Genomic DNA, 13,874 nt, shown 5'->3' on the forward strand with positions numbered 1-13,874 from the left:
TGCGTTTATGTTGCACTGCACGATAGAGAAAATTACAAAATATCTTGTCACTATCGCTGGTATTGCGGCCTCTCTTGTGTAAAGCTGTAAATTAATTTACAGATATGGAATGTCAGATAGTTCTCTCCTTGCCGGTCCTTCCCTTCGCCGTTTGCGTAAGCGGGAAGGGCTCACCCAAGCGGCCATGGCGGCGGCTTTGGGCATCTCACCCAGCTACCTCAACTTGATTGAGCGCAATCAGCGCCCGCTTTCTGCGCGGGTTCTGGTGCAAGTGATCGAGCGCTTCGACTTCGATCCCAGCGCGCTGCGTCAGGATGAGGCGATTGGCGGAGTCGATGGCCTGATGCGCCGCATGACAGACAAGCGGTTCGCGGATCTCGGTATCGATCGCGAAGAAGTAGAAGAATTTATCGCCTCCGCCCCGCAAGCAGCTGCAGCCTTTGCTCGCCTCTATGACAATGCTGGCGACAGTGTCGCACGGAGCGAAGATCCGGCTGCAGAAGCACGGCAAGCGGTCGAGCGCTGGCAGAACCACTTCGCCGATCTCGACCATGCGGCGGAGGATCTGGCAGACGAGCTAAGACTGTCCAGCGGGGACATTGGCGCTGCTTTTGCAAATCGGCTGCGGGCCAAGCATCAGATTTCCGTGCGTGTCCTTCCCGCAGATGTGATCCCGGGTTTGGTCCAAAGGCTCGACCTACACGCGCGCCAGTTGCAGCTGTCCGAAATGCTTCCCGGAGCCGCGCGGCGTTTTCAGATTGCACGGCAGGTCGGGGCATTGGAAATGCGCGATGAGATTAGCGCGTTGGTTGAAGGCGCAAACTTGCCCTCCAACGAAGCCCGCACTCTGTTTCGCGAGCATGTGACCGATTATGTCGCAGGCGCTCTCTTGATGCCATATCGCCGCTTCCTCCGCGCCTGCGAGCAGACGGGGTATGATCTGGCTGTCCTGCAACGCCGATTTGCCTCCAGTTTCGACCAGGTCGCTCAACGACTCACCACGCTGCAACGTGTGGGCGAGCGGGGTCTGCCATTTTTTAGTGCACGCTTTGGTCGAACAGGTCGGATGGTCCAATTCAGCGCAGGTGCTAGCGGAGCAGCTTATCCGTTGGACGGCGCGCGTTGGCCAGCATGGGCGCCCTATGCTGCGTTTGAAAGCCGGGGCACTATGCTGACGCAGGCGGTCACATTCGGGGAGGGCGAGGGTACGCCTAAGCATTGGCTCACCATAGCACGCACCATTGAGGTCGACGGGGCAGCCTGCTCGGCTCGCCGTTCGATCGTCCTGGGCGTTGAAGCGCGCTACGCCGCCGATTTGGCGCAGGCCCGCGGCATTTCGCTTGATCCCGCCGATGCGGTGCCGCTTGGTGTGGGTTGTCCGCGTTGTGGCCGCGCCGATTGCCTGACCCCAGCACCGCCACGCTTGGCTGCCGATACGGGCTAAGAGTTTCACGGGTCATTAACCGCGCAATCCCGCTGAAGCCGCGGCACCGACACCACGATGTAAAGTTTACCGACACTTAAACTCTCGGCCCTATGGCAGCCTGAGTGAAAACTCATGTGAGCCAAACGCCAGAGCAATGATCCGTCTTTTTAAACACTACATTCCGCATGCCGTGCTGTTGCTCGGATTGCTGGATTTTGCGCTGCTGTTTCTGGCGGGCGAAATGGCGTGGCAGGTTCGCGCGTCGCAGATTGGTATGGACCCGGGCAAATTGTCCGAGCGGTGGCTGGCTTTAGCAGGTTCTGCCGGGGTGGTCTGGCTCGCTATGATCGCGGTCGGGGTTTACGGACCCTATGCTCTGCGATCTCTGCGCTTTGCCGGTGCTCGATTGCTGGTTGCGATCAGCCTTGGCATCATTGCGCTCGCTTTCATCGATTTCCTGCTTCAGGCTGACACCTTCTGGCGATCGACCCTGCTTTACGCGATGGGTTTCGCTATTCTCGTACTGGTAGCCGACCGCCTGTTGCTCAACAGCTTCATTGGCTCTTCTGCATTCCGGCGCCGCGTCATGGTTCTGGGAGCGGGTGACCGTGCGCAGCGCCTGCGCGAGCTCGGTGAAAAACCAGAAAGCGGCTTTGCTATCGTTTCGTACATCGCAATGAGCGAGCCGGAACGGGTGGTGGAAGAAGCGATCCCGCGTGAGGCGATCCATGATCTGGGTCGGTTTGTCGAGAATCTCGGCGTCAGCGAAGTGGTGCTGGCCCTGCAAGAACGCCGCAACTCGCTGCCGCTCAATGATCTCCTTCGGATGAAAACCAAGGGCGTTCACGTCAACGATTTCTCTAGCTTTCTTGAGCGTGAAACCGGCCGAGTGGACCTGGATACGGTCAATCCCAGCTGGATGATTTTCTCCGATGGTTTCTCTAGCGGGCGTATGTTCTCAAGCGCGTTGAAGCGCGTCTTCGATATCGTCGCCAGTCTGATCCTGCTGCTGCTGACTTTCCCGATCATCGCGCTTTTCGCGTTGATCGTGAAGCTCGACAGCAAAGGCCCTGCATTCTTCAAACAGGAGCGTGTTGGGCTTTACGGAGAGACCTTCCATCTCATCAAACTTCGCTCAATGCGTACCGATGCAGAAAAGGACGGATCGAAATGGGCGCAGGAGAATGATCCGCGTGTAACCCGCGTGGGCAAGTTCATTCGCAAGATCCGTATCGATGAGTTGCCGCAAACGTGGAGCGTGCTCAAAGGCCAAATGAGTTTTGTCGGCCCGCGTCCCGAGGTGCCGCAATTCGTTGATGATCTGCAGGAGGAGATTCAATTCTATCAGGAGCGCCATATGGTCAAACCGGGCATCACTGGCTGGGCGCAGATCAATTACCCTTACGGCGCATCGACTGAAGATAGCCGCAAGAAGCTCGAATACGATCTCTACTACGCAAAGAACTACACGCCGTTTCTGGACTTTGTGATCCTGCTGCAAACGGTACGTGTCATCCTTTGGCCGGAAGGCGCGCGCTGATGGAAGCGCTAATCTTCATGGGCGGGCTGACCGGGTTCTTTGCCTATGTGATCGGCGCGGTGATCAGCGCGGGCGCTGGGATATGGATTGCCAGCAATGGTGACCGCAAACGTCCCGAACGGGTCGCAGTGCTGTTCGCTTGCGGTCTGACAACGGTCTGGTGTTCCCTGATGGCGGCATTCGGTCCGTTCGAGCCGCTTACAATCTTGAGCCAAAGCGGGCGCAATCTCGCTTTGGTGGCGGTTATCTTCCACCTGTTCTCGGTCGATGGCCGTGACGAGAGTTTGAAACCCACCCGTCCGGTTATCGCCGCACTCGTTCTGGTTGAACTCTGCCAGCCCGCATTGCTGGCGTTCGACGCGCGATACGGCGCCTATCCGCAGCTCGCGCTGCTCGCTTTTGAGGTCTCTGCCATTCTGCAGATGCTCTTTGCGATCGGCGCATTGGTGCTGCTGCACAATCTCTATGTCGGAGCGACAATCCCATCGCGAAAGTTTCTGCGCTGGATCGGCTTGGCGCTGACCGGGATTTTTGCATACGATCTCAACCTCGCAACGATCACATATCTCAGTGGCGAATTGCCCGCACTGCTAACGACATTCCGCGGAGCGTTCACCGGCGTGATGATCGGCCTGATGATCCTTAGCGCGAACCAGAAAGCAGCTGGACTTCAGTTCCGACCGTCGCGCGCCGTGACCTTCCAAACCTTGTCGCTTCTGGTCATCGCGGCTTACCTGTTTTTCATGGCGCTGGTCTCGCGCTCGCTCGCCCTCATTGGCGAGGATATCGCGCGTGCTAGCCAGATCATCTTCCTTGTTTTCGCAATCATTGTTGCGCTGTTCGTGCTGCCATCCGCCAGAGTGCGCGGATGGGTGAAGGTAAAGCTGGTTAAGCACCTGTTCCAGCACCGATACGACTATCGCGAGGAATGGCTGCGATTTAATCAGACTATAGGGCGTGGGTCAGGCAGCGGTCCAACAATTCATGAGCGCGCGATCAAGGCTGTCGCTGATATCACGGATAGCCCCGCCGGATTGCTGCTGGTGCCTAATGAAGAGGCGCAGCTTGAGCTCTCCGCACGCTGGAAGTGGCCGATTATCGAGGTTCCTCCGGTAGCTGGTGAGTATGCGCTTTCCGGTCTTCTGGAACAGCACAATCTGATCGTGGATCTGGACGAGGTGCGTCGCGGTATCGATCATCAAGGTGAGGCTGCGCACATTCCGGAATGGCTGATTGAAGCCGAGGATGTTTGGGCTATCGTTCCGCTGATCCACTTTGATCGGTTGGTCGGTGCCATTGTTCTTGCACGGCCAAGAGTCGAACGACGGCTAGACTGGGAAGATTTCGACCTGCTGCGCGTCGTGGGTCAACAACTGGCCAGCTACCTTGCCGAACACAGTGGCCAACAAGCGTTGATGGATGCAAGCCGGTTTGACGAGTTCAACCGTCGCATGGCTTTTGTGATGCACGACATCAAGAATCTGGCCAGCCAGATGTCATTGCTTGCTGCAAATGCGCAGAAGCACGCGGATAAGCCGGAGTTCCGTGCCGACATGCTCGTCACGCTGCGCAATTCTTCTGAAAAGCTCACCGGTCTGCTCGCCCGCCTTGGCCGCTATGGCGCAGGCCAGGTGCAGGAGATCGAGCCGTTTGATTTGGGTGAGCTGGCCCAGAGCGTTTGCAAGCGTTTTGAAGCGGCACATCCAGTCCACGCAACCGAGGCCCAAACCGTTATGGTGATGGGTGATCGCGAAGGTCTTGAGCAGGCGCTGATCCATATCGTTCAGAATGCGGTCGATGCCAGCGACGAAGATGCGGCGATTTTCCTCAACGTCTCGCAAGACAAGCTGACCGGCCGGATCGATGTGATCGATGCCGGTGCCGGCATGTCGCCTGAATTTGTTCGCACCGGCCTGTTCAAACCGTTCATTTCTTCAAAGCAGGACGGCTTTGGCATCGGAGCATTCGAGGCGCGCGAGATGATCAAAGCAATGGGCGGAAGGCTCCAGGTGGAATCGCGCGAAGGCGTGGGATCGCGATTCAATATCACGCTGCCAAGTGCAGGGGCATCTGCCCTGTTCGCAAGTGATCAAACATCTTTCAATCAAGGGAAAGAGGCCGCTCATGGCTGACAAAAAACCAACCCTGCTCGTTGTCGAAGATGACGAGGGTCTTCAGGCCCAGCTCAAGTGGGCCTATGACGATTTTGACGTCGTGATCGCGGGGGATCGTGAGAGCGCGATTGCTGCCTTGCGCAGCGAAGAACCGTCTGTGGTGACGCTCGACCTTGGCTTGCCGCCTGATCCTGATGGCACCACCGAAGGCTTCGCCGTGCTCGATGCGATAATGGAACTGAAGCCTGACACCAAAGTTATCGTAGCGAGCGGGCATGGTGCACGTGAAAGTGCGCTTCAAGCCATCGAGCGTGGAGCCTACGACTTTTACCAGAAGCCAGTTGATATCGAGACGCTGGGCCTGATCGTTCGCCGCGCATTCAACCTGCACAATATCGAAGACGAGAACCGTCGGCTGGTGGAGAATGCGAGCGAGGACAAGGTTGTTCTCGGCCGCTTGATCACTGGCGCACCGGAAATGGTGAAGGTTGCCCGGACGATTGAGCGTGTGGCCAAAACCAGCGTCTCGGTGATGCTTTTGGGCGCGAGCGGTACGGGCAAGGAACTGCTTGCACGCGGCCTGCACGATGCCAGCGATGTGGCTGATGGTCCGTTTATCGCGATTAACTGCGCTGCAATCCCTGAAAACCTGCTCGAAAGCGAGCTTTTTGGGCACGAGAAGGGGGCCTTCACCGGCGCTGTAAAAACCACTGAGGGTAAGATTGAAAGCGCGAATGGCGGCACGCTGTTCCTTGATGAAGTCGGCGACATTCCGCTTCCTCTTCAGGTCAAGCTGCTGCGCTTCCTGCAGGAACGCACGATTGAGCGGATCGGTGGACGCAAGCCAATCGCGGTCGATACGCGCATCGTGTGTGCGACCCACCAGAACCTTGAAGAGATGATTGGTGAAGGAACTTTCCGCGAAGACCTTTTCTATCGCCTTGCGGAGATCGTTGTTCGCATTCCTGCTCTGGCGGAACGTCATGGCGATGCGGTGCTGTTGGCCAAGGCGTTTCTGAAGCGCTTTGCCAAAGAGATGAACCCGACCGTGACAGGCTTTGCACCCGACGCACTGTCAGCACTTGATGGGCATGAATGGCCGGGCAATGTGCGCGAGCTGGAAAACCGTGTGAAGCGCGCGGTCATCATGGCTGATGGTAAGCTGGTCGCCGCCGAAGATCTCGATTTCGAAGCCGTGGAAGAGGAGCAGGCGGAGGTCTTGAACCTCAAGGCCGCTCGCGAACAATCGGACCGCAAGGTTATCCGTCATGCGTTGGCCCGTTCTGAAGGCAATATCTCGAGCACGGCCAAGCTGCTGGGTATCAGCCGCCCGACCCTTTACGATCTGTTGAAGCAGTATGATCTCCATGCGTAAGGGTCTCATTTTGAAGCGGGCGCTTTGTGCTGCTGCTGCAATTGCCCTTGCCAGCTGTTCAGCTGGTGAGCAGCCAAATGGCGGGCAGATCGAAGGGCAGAGCGTCGAGTTCAGCGAGATCGTCGCGGATGCGCGCGGCGAAATGCGTGATGGCAATCTCACGGATGCAGCGCGATTGCTGGACGAGGCAAGAGCTCTCGAACCCGAAAACCCGGAGCTGTGGGTGCAGATCGCGCGGTTGCGGTTCCGTGGTGGTGAACACTTGCAGGCGGTCGAGGCGGCTAATCTGGCACTAGAATACGGCCCGCAATACGCGCCAGCTTTGTTCATGCGCGCGCAGCTGGTGCGCGACTCCAATGGCCTTGCCGAGGCGCTGCCGTGGTACGAATCTGCTGTTCAGGCGGATCCGAAGAACCCCGAAATTCTGGCCGACTATGCGGCCACACTAGGAGATCTGGGGCGCCATAAAGACATGCTGCAGGTGGTGCGCGAGCTTCAAGACGTCGCCAATGGGTACCCGCAGGTCTTCTATCTTCAAGCCGTGCTCGCAGCACGCGGTGGAAAGCCAGTCTTGGCGCGCAGTCTGCTCGCCAAGAGCGGCCTGTTCCAGCGAGAGGTTCCCTCTGCACTGCTTCTGGATGCTGTCATAGATATCCAGCAGCAAACCTATGACACGGCGGAGACCACGCTAACGCGTCTTCTCCAGCGGCAACCGGGCAATACACGTGCAAAGGAGCTTCTTGCGCGCGCATTGTGGCTAGGCGGACGCGGCGACGAGTTGATCAACCGCTTTGGCGGTGTAGCGAATGATGTCGATACCTCGCCATATCTCACAATGCTGGTGGGCCGAGCGCATGAACGACGCGGAGAGCGCGATATCGCGGCGCCCTTGATCGAACAGGCACTTACGACACGTGAGGTGCGGCTTTCCCTGCTTCAAACGGTGGACGGACTGCCCGAAGCAACGGCCAATATCCGGGCGCAGATTGGCAATCGTGATACGACGGGAGCCGAGCAATCGGCCGTGGCTCTGATGCGGCAGTACCCGGGGTCTTCGGACGTGCTGGCCTTGGCCGGCGATACGGCTTTGGCGCAGCTGCAACCGGCAACCGCGCTGGCGCGTTATACGCAGTCCGCGAGTGTTCGCCGCCCGTGGCCTCTGGCTCGTAAGATCATCATGGCGACCCGCGCTTCGGGAGATGACAAAGCGGCCGACACACTGCTCGTCCGCGCCGTTTTGGGCGAACCGCGCAACACCGAAGCGCTGTTGATGCTCGCGCAGCGCCGCGCTGAGGAAGAGGATTGGGAGCGTGTGGCCACCCTCTCAAATCTCGTATTTGTGCTGGGCGCAGGTAACGATCCACGTGTTCTGGACCTTCAGGCCAAGGCAGCCGAGGCGCTGGGCCGAGAAGATCAAGCGGCGCAATGGGATCTGACCGCTGAAGCGGTGCGTCCCGGCCGGTTCGTGCGCGCAAACTAACGCGGCACTCGACAATTGCGGAAGGCAAGGGCAGGGCACGCGCCATGTCCAAAGCGTCTCGTTCTGCTGTCCTAAGCGACCCCATGATTGCGGTGCTTCTGCTCGCGACGATGCTGGCGATGATTGTGCCTGCGACGGGTGAAGCGCGCGAAACCGCGCAACTCGTCTCGAATAGCGCAATCTTCTTGCTGTTTCTGGTGAACGGAATGCGCATTGCGCGCGGGGAGATCGCGCGGGGCTTCACCAATTGGCGTTTCTTCCTGCCGCTGTTTCTGTGGGTGTTCGGTGCCATGCCGTTGGCTGGCTTTGGTTTCTACCAAGTGGGCCTGACCATCCTCACGCCGATGGTCGCGCTCGGCTTTCTTTACCTCGGCACGCTGCCTTCAACGATTCAGTCCGCAACGTCTTACACCACGTTGGCCGGTGGCAATGTCGCGCTTTCGGTCGTCGGCGCGGCTCTGATCAATATTGCCGGTGTCTTTATCACCGCGCCGCTTTTCGCGCTGCTAGGCGGCGGGGGAGGCGCGGATATCGGAACGGACACGATTGTGCGGATCGGGCTGATCCTGATCCTGCCCTTTGTGATTGGTCAGGCGGTTCAGGGTTGGACGATTGACTGGCTGAAAGACCGCAAGGCGCAGGTCGCATGGCTCGACCGGATTGTCATCGGCATCGCCGTCTACGTCGCTTTCTCAGGCGCCGTGGAGCAGGGCTTGCTGACGATGTTCGGCGCTGGCGAGTGGGCGGCACTGATTGGACTGGTGATCGTCTTCCTGATCTTTGGTTCAGGCGGATCATGGGCAGCGGGCGGAGCGCTCGATCTGCCGCGCGAAGACCGGATCGCGTTCCTTTTTGCAGGAGCACAGAAGAGCGTTGCCATAGGCGCGCCGTTGGCCGCCTTATTGTTCGAGCCTGCCGTCGCCGGTTTCGTGATTGCGCCGCTGCTGCTGTATCACCTGATCCAGCTCATGATCGCCGCGCCAATTGCCAACGTTTTGGCACGGGGTCAGTCTTTGGGCTGATACGTCTGTTCTTCGCCGGGGAAGCTGCGATCGCGCACTTCCTGCGCGTATTTCTCGACCGTCTTGTCGATCACGCTGGCGATGTCTTCATATCGCTTCACAAAGCGCGGCACACGCTCGAACATGCCGAGCATGTCTTCGGTCACCAGTACCTGACCATCACAATGTGCTGACGCACCAATGCCGATTGTTGGGCAGGTGACTGCTTTGGTTGCTTCGATGGCGATGGGTTCGACCACCCCTTCGATCACGATGGAGAACGCGCCTGCTTTGTCGAGCGCAACCGCATCGCTGAGGATCTTGTCCGCTTCGGCATCCGAGCGGCCGCGCGCCATATAGCCGCCCAGCACGTTGACCGCTTGCGGCGTCAGGCCGATATGGCCCATCACCGGAATGCCGCGTGAATTGAGGAAGTCGATGGTCGGCGCCATCGCCTCGCCGCCTTCCAGCTTTACCGCAGCCGCGCCGGTTTGCTTGAGCAAATAGGCCGCGCTTTCGAACGCCTGTTCGGGTGAACTTTCGTAAGAGCCAAACGGCATATCGACCACCACGACCGAGTGATACGAGCCGCGCACCACAGCGGCGCCGTGATTGGCCATCATCTCCAAGCTGACAGGGATAGTGGAATCCAGCCCGTAGATCACCTGGCCCAGCGAGTCCCCGACCAGCAGGATATCGCAATGCGCATCAAGCAGTTGCGCTTGGCGTGCGGTGTAAGCGGTGAGCATCACCAGCGGCTCTTCCGTCACGCCGCCTTTCTTGCGCGCACGGATACGCGGAACGGTCAGACGCTTGCGCGGCTTTGGGGTAGGGGTCGCACGGCTAGTGCTCGTATCAAGCTGGAATGTAGTCGACATGCCAGCGCGTTTAGCGCCAGTCCGGGTAAAGGCCAAGCATTGCCCCTTGGCGCGGGGGCAAATTCATTGCAGTAAGGCGTTATTGGGATGCGCGGGGGGACTGCGCGACACAAGGGAAATTTCACTTCATGGCAGCTTCTGGTTCGGGCCACGAGAATTGGTCTTCACGCACTGCATTCATTTTGGCCGCCGTAGGCTCAGCCGTAGGGCTCGGGAATATGTGGCGCTTTCCTGCGGAAGCGGGTGAGAATGGCGGCGGCGCGTTCGTGCTGTTCTACATCTTCTGCGTTCTCTTGATCGGTCTTCCGGTTCTTCTGTCCGAAGTCCTGATCGGTCGCCATGGCCAAGCGAACGCGCCCGAGAGTGTGCGCCGCGTAGCGCGCGACTCCAAGGCGTCCGAAGGCTGGAGCGTGCTCGCTTCTATGGGCGTTTTTGCCGCGTTCCTGATCCTCAGCTTCTACTGCGTCGTAGGCGGCTGGGTCGTTTATTATATCGGTGTTTTCCTGAACGACTTGTTCCAATCCGGCCTTGCGGGCGGCGCGTTCGAAGGGCGCGATACCGAGGAGATTAAGGCTCTCATGCCGGGTCTGTTTGGCAATGGTCAGTTGATGATCGGGCTTAACCTTGGCTTCCTTGCAGTCACCATGTTCTTCGTCTCACGCGGTGTGTCGAGTGGGATTGAATGGGTTGCCGTGTACCTGATGCCTTTGTTCTTCTTGCTGTTCCTCGGGATCACGATTTACGGCGCTTTCACTGGTAACTTCGGCGATGCCGTTGCCTATCTCTTCACCTTCGATTTCTCGAAGCTTACAGGTGAGGTGATGTTGGCAGCTGTCGGACAGGCCTTCTTCTCGCTCTCTTTGGGCGTTGCGGGGATGATGACCTACGGCGCCTATGCCAACCGCAACACCAATCTGGGCGAGACATCGGGTATCATTGCCAGTGCCGATACGGCTGTGGCGCTGCTTGCGGGTCTAGCGATCTTCCCGATCGTGTTTGCGGCTGGCCTTGCCACCAATGCAGGCCCTGGGCTGATGTTTGAATCGCTTCCTTTGGCGTTCCAGCAGATGCCGTTTGGATCGCTGATTGGCCTCGCGTTCTTCACGATGGTTTTCTTTGCCGCGCTCACCAGCTCGGTTTCGTTGCTTGAAGCCCCGACTGCTTGGATGTTTGAGAAGTTCAAGATGAAGCGCGCCGTAGCGACCCTCATCGTCGGTGTTGGTGCTGCGGTTCTGGGCGTTCTATCGTCGCTCTCGTTCAATGATATGGCAGAGTTCTATCCGCTCAGCTTCATTCCGATCTTTGCCGAGACGAACTTCTTCGACACGCTTGATGGCGTAACTGCGAAGCTGTTTATGCCCATTGGTGCGATCCTGACCTGCATTTTCGTGGGCTGGATCGCGGATGCGAAGTTGATTGATGATGAGAACGGGCTTGATGGTGTGTTGCACCAGACTTGGCGCGCTCTGGTGCGTTATGTCTGTCCGGTGGTTCTAACCGTCATTTTGTATTTCGGCCTGTTCGGCTGATTTCCTGAAATTGCGATTGCTGTCCATGTAGGGATTGCAATCGCTTTTCAGGTGTGGAACATAATAGGAACAAACGAGACTCGCATGAGTCTCTGGAATTGTTCCTATGACGAAATCGGCTTCCTCTTCCTGCGCATCGGCGCTGCAATCCGCGATCTCCGCTTCGTGCCTGTCTGCGGGCGATATGACGACTCTGTCCAAAGCGCGTGAGGCGCGCTGGCGACCGGGGTTGGAGGATCAACCGCTGCACAGCGAGATCTTCGCCGAATCCAACAATGCCGCGGGTGTAGGACTTGCCTTGAATTTGGCGATGGACGCCCTGCGTATGTACTTGCTCAACGAAGACCCTCTCGTCGAGGCGGAGGATCGCCGTCAGGTGCTGTGGGTGCAGGATGCGCGAGCGATCAGACAGGGCGGACGTCCTTATCTCTATGGCCTGCCGCAGGAGCTGCGCGACCGTCTGATCCATGTTGAGGCGAAGACCCCTGAAGATGCGCTATTCGCCTTGGAAGAGGGGCTCAAGTGCCGCGACCTTGCCTGCGTGATCGGAGAGATTGTCGGCAATCCGCGCGCGCTAGATTTCACCGCCTCGCGGCGGTTAAGCCTGACGGCGGAGAAGCATGGTGTAGCGCTGTGGCTGGTGCGGCTTGAGGCGGAGGCGGATCTGTCCTCTGCGCGCATGCGCTGGCGGGTGGAGCCTTCGCCTTCTGCCTATCCGCGCTGGAACATTGATGCCCCCGGAGCGCCCGCATGGAAAGCCGAGCTGTTCCGCGCGCGCAGCCATGCTCCTGGAAAATGGATTTTGAGTGATGACAAAGGACGCTTGCACGCCGAGCGGCCCGGCGTATCGACCCCAATCCCAGCCGCAGCCAACACGGCGGATTATGTCCATCTGGCTCGCGCGACTGTCGGTCGATCGCTGGCGGCTGTCGCTAGGGCCTGATCAAACGGGTGCGGCAGGAGAGGACGCTGACGCCGAGCCCACCGCGCTGATTACAGAAACGGCACATGGGCCGCGCATTGATGCGGTCAACGATGCTGCGCGCGAAGCGGGCGCGCAGCCGGGCACGATGTTGACCGATGCGCGCACGATCTGTCCTGACATTGCCGTCGCCCCGTCCGATCCGGCGGGTGATCTCGATTATCTGGAGAAACTGAGCATTTGGGCACAGCGTTGGGGGCCGTGGAGCGCGCTTGATCCGCCTGATGGCATTCTCGTCGATGTCACCGCCGTTGCGCATCTGTTTGGAGGCGAAGAGCGGATGCTTGCGGACGTTGAGACCGCTTTTGCGTCACGTAAGCTGACGGTACGTGCCGCTATCGCTCCTACCGCAGGTGCGGCATGGGCATTGGCGCATTTCGGTCCGCCACGAACCATTCTGGGGGCGCAGGACGACGCCTTGCAACGGCTCGCTGATCTTCCTGTTGCAGCGCTGCGTTTGGACCAGGATGTGCTCACCGTCCTCCGCCGCCTTGGTCTCAAGCGTCTGGGTGATCTGGCAGGCATTGCGACTGGTCCCGTTGACCACACCGAAGCGGCAGCTCGTGACGCGCTGCACCGCCGGTTCCGCAACCGTAAGTCCCCTTCGGCCAATCCGCTTGTCCGGCTTGACCAGTTGCTGGGCAAAGTGCCGGAGCCGTTGCTGCCGGTGATCCCGCAGCAAATGCCGATGGTGCAGCGGCGCCTGCTTGAACCGATCCGCCACCGCGATTTGCTCGATCAGGTGTTGGCCGATCTGGCGGACGATATGGTGCGCGCGCTTGAAGCCAAAGGGCAGGGCGCAAGGCGGCTTGAACTGGGTCTGTGGCGGGTGGATGGTGAGGTCGTTGTCCGGCGGCTCGAACTGGCATCGGCGACGCGCGAGGCGGAACATATGACCCGTCTGTTTACCCAAAAACTTGACGATGTTGATGCAGGGTTCGGGATTGAAACGGTGCGCCTGCGCGCCAGTTGGGCCGAGCCACTGGCTGTTTCCCAGAACGATATTGAGGAAGCGGCCGAGCAGCATGGGACTTCGTTAAATGCCTGCATTGATCGGCTTACTGTGAGACTGGGCCCGTACGCGGTGCGTCGCCCGGTTCCTGTGGGAAGTCACCTTCCCGAACGGGCTCAGCGTTGGCAGCCGCCGCTTGAGCCGCTGCCATCGTCTCGGCGATACTTGAAAACGCCCGGCAGGCCTCTGAAAATTATGGATTATCCCGAGAAGATTGCGGTGCTTTACGCTACGCCTGATGGATTGCCACAAAGGTTCCGGTGGCGCGGTGATGTGCGCGAAGTGGTGCGTGTGGAGGGGCCTGAACGCATTGCGCCGGAATGGTGGCGCGCACGATCAACGGTGCGCCTTCGCGATTACTATCGGATCGAAGATCAAAAGGGCGGGCGATACTGGATTTATCGTCATGGGATTGCGGGCGATGGCCGCGGCGGCAATCCGGATTGGTATCTGGAGGGCCTTTGGGCGTGAAAGAAACCAATTTGTTTCACAAAATGCCCTCGCGCTTATCATTCGTTTACCCCTTCGAGCTATGCC

The 13,874-nt window shown here is 58.9% G+C and carries 10 protein-coding genes; 9 read left to right on the forward strand and 1 reads right to left on the reverse strand.

Annotated features, from left to right (window positions below; genetic code table 11):
- Positions 1 to 109: 109 nt before the first annotated feature.
- From AC0V6K_RS13240 to AC0V6K_RS13265, 6 genes are all read left to right on the forward strand, one after another.
- Positions 110 to 1,444 carry a helix-turn-helix domain-containing protein gene (locus AC0V6K_RS13240; protein WP_472622979.1) on the forward strand — a complete coding sequence of 445 codons (1,335 nt, stop codon included), beginning with the start codon at positions 110 to 112 and terminating at the stop codon, positions 1,442 to 1,444.
- A gap of 136 nt (positions 1,445 to 1,580) precedes the next feature.
- Positions 1,581 to 2,966 (forward strand): TIGR03013 family XrtA/PEP-CTERM system glycosyltransferase, encoded by a 1,386-nt coding sequence (locus AC0V6K_RS13245; RefSeq protein ID WP_472622981.1) that lies wholly within the window; start codon positions 1,581 to 1,583, stop codon positions 2,964 to 2,966.
- Entirely contained in the window at positions 2,966 to 5,098 is a 2,133-nt protein-coding gene (gene prsK, locus AC0V6K_RS13250; RefSeq protein WP_472622983.1) for an XrtA/PEP-CTERM system histidine kinase PrsK, read from the forward strand. Before AC0V6K_RS13245 ends, prsK begins: the two co-directional genes overlap by 1 nt.
- Complete coding sequence (prsR, locus tag AC0V6K_RS13255; protein ID WP_472622985.1) at positions 5,091 to 6,455, forward strand: PEP-CTERM-box response regulator transcription factor; 1,365 nt, start codon at positions 5,091 to 5,093, stop codon at positions 6,453 to 6,455. Before prsK ends, prsR begins: the two co-directional genes overlap by 8 nt.
- The gene (locus AC0V6K_RS13260) at positions 6,448 to 7,935 is read left to right on the forward strand and encodes a tetratricopeptide repeat protein (RefSeq protein WP_486172661.1); all 1,488 of its coding nucleotides are present in this window, start codon (positions 6,448 to 6,450) and stop codon (positions 7,933 to 7,935) included. Before prsR ends, AC0V6K_RS13260 begins: the two co-directional genes overlap by 8 nt.
- A gap of 44 nt (positions 7,936 to 7,979) precedes the next feature.
- Positions 7,980 to 8,957, forward strand: a complete 978-nt coding sequence (locus AC0V6K_RS13265) for a bile acid:sodium symporter family protein (RefSeq protein ID WP_472622989.1) — start codon at positions 7,980 to 7,982, stop codon at positions 8,955 to 8,957.
- On the opposite strand, the gene panB is transcribed toward AC0V6K_RS13265, so the two are convergent.
- On the reverse strand, positions 8,942 to 9,814 hold the full coding sequence (gene panB, locus AC0V6K_RS13270; RefSeq protein WP_472622991.1) for a 3-methyl-2-oxobutanoate hydroxymethyltransferase: 873 nt from the start codon (positions 9,812 to 9,814) through the stop codon (positions 8,942 to 8,944). The two genes, AC0V6K_RS13265 and panB, sit on opposite strands and share 16 nt — an antisense overlap.
- Positions 9,815 to 9,942: 128 nt before the next feature.
- On the opposite strand from panB, the gene AC0V6K_RS13275 reads away from it, so the two are divergent.
- The 3 genes from AC0V6K_RS13275 (at position 9,943) to AC0V6K_RS13285 (ending at position 13,808) form a co-directional block, all read left to right on the forward strand.
- Positions 9,943 to 11,343 carry a sodium-dependent transporter gene (locus AC0V6K_RS13275; protein WP_472622993.1) on the forward strand — a complete coding sequence of 467 codons (1,401 nt, stop codon included), beginning with the start codon at positions 9,943 to 9,945 and terminating at the stop codon, positions 11,341 to 11,343.
- Positions 11,344 to 11,449: 106 nt separating this feature from the next.
- The gene (locus tag AC0V6K_RS13280; protein WP_486172662.1) at positions 11,450 to 12,286 is read left to right on the forward strand and encodes an ImuA family protein; all 837 of its coding nucleotides are present in this window, start codon (positions 11,450 to 11,452) and stop codon (positions 12,284 to 12,286) included.
- On the forward strand, positions 12,228 to 13,808 hold the full coding sequence (locus AC0V6K_RS13285) for a DUF6504 family protein (protein ID WP_472622999.1): 1,581 nt from the start codon (positions 12,228 to 12,230) through the stop codon (positions 13,806 to 13,808). The genes AC0V6K_RS13280 and AC0V6K_RS13285 overlap by 59 nt, the downstream gene beginning before the upstream one ends.
- Positions 13,809 to 13,874: the final 66 nt, after the last annotated feature.

It is taken from the genome of Erythrobacter sp. S43, from assembly GCF_057364955.1.

Bases quoted from the DNA above. Each gene is read 5' to 3' on its own strand.
- AC0V6K_RS13265 (WP_472622989.1), top strand. From the start codon at position 7,980: ATGTCCAAAGCGTCTCGTTCTGCTGTCCTAAGCGACCCCATGATTGCG.
- AC0V6K_RS13245 (WP_472622981.1), top strand. From the start codon at position 1,581: ATGATCCGTCTTTTTAAACACTACATTCCGCATGCCGTGCTGTTGCTC.
- prsK (WP_472622983.1), top strand. From the start codon at position 2,966: ATGGAAGCGCTAATCTTCATGGGCGGGCTGACCGGGTTCTTTGCCTAT.
- AC0V6K_RS13285 (WP_472622999.1), top strand. From the start codon at position 12,228: ATGTCCATCTGGCTCGCGCGACTGTCGGTCGATCGCTGGCGGCTGTCG.
- prsR (WP_472622985.1), top strand. From the start codon at position 5,091: ATGGCTGACAAAAAACCAACCCTGCTCGTTGTCGAAGATGACGAGGGT.
- panB (WP_472622991.1), bottom strand. From the start codon at position 9,814: ATGTCGACTACATTCCAGCTTGATACGAGCACTAGCCGTGCGACCCCT.
- AC0V6K_RS13260 (WP_486172661.1), top strand. From the start codon at position 6,448: ATGCGTAAGGGTCTCATTTTGAAGCGGGCGCTTTGTGCTGCTGCTGCA.
- AC0V6K_RS13280 (WP_486172662.1), top strand. From the start codon at position 11,450: ATGACGAAATCGGCTTCCTCTTCCTGCGCATCGGCGCTGCAATCCGCG.
- AC0V6K_RS13240 (WP_472622979.1), top strand. From the start codon at position 110: ATGTCAGATAGTTCTCTCCTTGCCGGTCCTTCCCTTCGCCGTTTGCGT.
- AC0V6K_RS13275 (WP_472622993.1), top strand. From the start codon at position 9,943: ATGGCAGCTTCTGGTTCGGGCCACGAGAATTGGTCTTCACGCACTGCA.